This window comes from Microcystis viridis FACHB-1342 (assembly GCF_014698335.1).
GTDB classification, from domain to species: domain Bacteria; phylum Cyanobacteriota; class Cyanobacteriia; order Cyanobacteriales; family Microcystaceae; genus Microcystis; species Microcystis ichthyoblabe_A.
In genome coordinates this window covers 1-3,476 of record NZ_JACJSV010000132.1, presented here as the reverse complement: position 1 = coordinate 3,476, position 3,476 = coordinate 1, and the positions used below count along the sequence as shown (strand labels likewise).

Genomic DNA, 3,476 nt, shown 5'->3' with positions numbered 1-3,476 from the left:
ATTTGACAGCGTAATTTAACCTGTTCTAAACCTTCAACGGCATTGCAAACCCGTTCAACATACTGGATCGCCCCTTGGGAATAATCCGTTGCCCAATATTCCAGACAATGCTTTGCTACCCTGGAGAGTAACAAACCTGTACCACAACCAATTTCTAAACTGCGCTCTGGTTGGAAAGCCAAGATGCGACTAACAGTATTTTCGACCCACTCTCGCATCTCTGAAGCAGGAAGCGGTTGACGAGTATAACTGCTATTCCAACCCGTGATATTAAAAGTGAGATCAGCTAGGCTGTCTTGCCCTTGACTATAGGTTCTTTCATAGAGACTTTGCCAATCACTGATGTATTCACTTTGCCATTGGGCTAATTGCTCTGGTAGGGCCTCATTTTGCAGGGCAGGAACCAGGTAAGCAACGAGACGTTTATTCCCAGCATTATCTTCCCTGGCAACGACTACACTTTCAGCTAAGAGGAAATATTGACTTAAAACAGCCTCTATTTCCCCCGTTTCAATGCGAAAACCCCGAATTTTTACCTGATTGTCAATACGTCCCAAAAATTCTACATTGCCATCGGGTAAATAACGGGCTAAGTCTCCCGTTTTATAGAGTTTTGAGGGTTCTTCTCCCCCCTTATCAAGGGGGGTTAGGGGGGGATCAAAAGGATTAGCAATAAATTTTTCTTGGGTTAATTCAGGACGATTTAGATAACCCCTCGCAACTCCGACTCCACCAATGTATAATTCCCCTGGTACTCCGATGGGTACTGGTTGTAAAAAGGCATCCAAAATATAAATCTGTACATTAGCGATCGCCTTACCAATCGTGACCTTTAAATCATCTTGATAACATTGTCCAATCGTGGCACAAACACTTGCTTCCGTTGGCCCATAGGCATTAAAAAAGTTTCTACCGACTGACCATTGTTTCACCAAATCAAGAGGACAAGCTTCACCCGCCACAATTAAGGTTTGTAAGTTGGGTAATGATTCCTTGGGTAAAACCACTAAAGCTGAAGGCGGCAAAGTCACATGAGTAATTCCATTCTTTACTAACCGTTCAATTAATGGCTGACCTGGCAACAAAGCATCTTTTTGAGCAAGATAAAGCGTCGCTCCAGAACCAAAGGTCATCAAAATTTCTGAAATACAAGCATCAAAACTAAAAGAAGCAAATTGCAGCACACGACTGTTATGGTTGACTGCAAAAGATTGAATTTGAGAACTCGCTAAGTTAACTAAGCCCCGATGTTCAACCATCACCCCTTTAGGTTTACCCGTAGAGCCAGAGGTGTAAATAACGTTAGCCAAATTGGAAGAAGTTAACTCACTTTGAAGATTATCGGGAGAATATTGAGAAATCTGCTCTTGGATATGATCTAAACAAATTAGAGTCGCTTGAGAGGGAGGCAATTTTGCTAATAAAGAACTGTGGGTAATCAAAAAAAGAACTTGACTGTCTTCTAACATGAACTGAAGACGCTCGGTAGGATAGTCAGGATCAAGAGGGAGATAAGCACCACCGGCCTTGAGAATGGCTAATAAGCCAATAATCATTTCCAAAGAACGTTCTAGGGAAATACCGACTAAGACCTCTGGCCGGACTCCTAAAGTTTGTAAATAATGGGCTAACTGATTAGCGCGACAATTTAATTCACTGTAGGTTAATGATTGCTCCTCAAAGACTACGGCGATCGCATCGGGAGTTCGTTCAACTTGCGCTTCAAATAACTGATGAATGCACTGATCTTGGGGATAATCGGCTTGGGTTTGATTCCAATCAACTAAAAGTTGCTTTTGTTCCTGTTCTGATAATAAAGGTAACGAGCTTACCGATTCTTGAGGGTTGGCAATAATCGCCCTGAGAATATTCTGAAAATGTTCCAATAGACGGGCGATCGTTGCGCCATCAAATAAATCCCTGTTATAAGAGCAAAAACCCCCCAGTCCTTCGGGTGTATCCCACAAGTGAATTTCTAGATCAAGCCGTACCGAATCCCGTCCTGCTGGGATATCCTCAATTTTTACCCCAGGCAAGTCCCAGGGAGAACTAGGAGCATTCTGAAGGGCAAAAACTATCTGTATTAAAGGATTACGATCTAAATGCCGCTCAATTTGTAATTTTTCGACTAACATCTCGAAGGGTAAATCTTGATGGTCGTAGGCGTTTTGGGTAACTTCTCGTACCTGGAACAGAAAATCCTCAAAAGAGGGTTCCTGGGACAGATCGAGCCTCAATACCAAATTATTCACAAAAAAGCCGATTAAACCCTCAATTTCCGTGCGGTTACGATTGGCAATGGGTGAACCAATTACCACATCTGTTTGTTGACTATAACGAGATAGTAACACAGTAAAACCCGCTAGTAATGTCATAAAAAGAGTGCTACCAGACTCTTGACTGAGTTTTTTCAATTGTTGTGTTAGTTGATTATCTAGTCGCAGTAGCTCCGTCCCACCATGAAAACTTTGGATTGCTGGCCGGGGATGGTCTGTGGGAAGTTGGTGTAGTAGGGGAACTCCGGTTAATTGTTGCTTCCAGTAGCTCAATTGACGGTCTAATACTTCATTAGTTAACCATTGACGTTGCCACACGGCAAAGTCAGCATACTGTATTGATAAATCAGGTAAATCTGCTTTTGTCCCGGTGCAGAAACTTCGATAATAGACCGATAATTCGTCAATTAAAACACCTATTGACCAACCATCCGCCGCAATATGGTGAATAGCCAATAATAGTACATATTCGTCTGTCTTCAATTGCCATAATTTGACTCGTAATACCGAACCTGATTCAAGATCAAAGGGTTCGGATGCTGATTCTACTAACAGGTGTTTTACCTGTGACTCAGGATGACTCAGGTTTTGCAAATTGACAACTGGTAAGGTGAAAGTTACATTAGGCGCGATTACCTGGATCGGCTTATTATCCTTGAGCTTAAACTGAGTTCGTAAAGGTTCATGGCGTTGCACAATTGCCTGAAAAGCTTGCTCTAGGGCTTTAACGTTGAGATTGCCTAGTAAACGCATAGTAAAATCAATGGTATATGCCCCACTTTCTCCTTCCAATTGATTGACAAACCACAGACGTTCCTGCGCCCAGGATAGGGGGATGTCCCCATCACGGTTAACTGGTACAATCCCTGGCAGCTTTAGCCCTGAGCCAGTTTGTAGTTCCCTTAAAATCACTGCACTTAACTGAGCAATAGTTGGTGATTCAAACAGATAACGTAGGAGTAAAGAAATTTCAAAGGCTTGTTGGCAGCGAGAGATAACTTGAGTGGCTAACAGGGAATGCCCCCCCAATTCAAAAAAGTTATCCTTTACACCGATGCGTTCCAGTCCCAAAACTTCACTCCAAATTTGAGTAAGTTGAGCTTCAATCGGATTGCGGGGTAAGACAAAACTGTTAGCCAAATTACGAGTCGTCGCATCAGGAGAAGGCAATGCTTTACGATCCACCTTGCCATTGGGAGT

1 protein-coding gene is annotated in these 3,476 nt (G+C 42.7%); it reads right to left on the bottom strand.

Features of this window, described 5'->3' with window-relative positions; all coding sequences use genetic code 11:
• Window positions 1–3,476, bottom strand: a 3,476-nt coding sequence (locus H6G40_RS22695; RefSeq protein ID WP_190538259.1) for a non-ribosomal peptide synthetase, incomplete at both ends; no start/stop codon positions are given.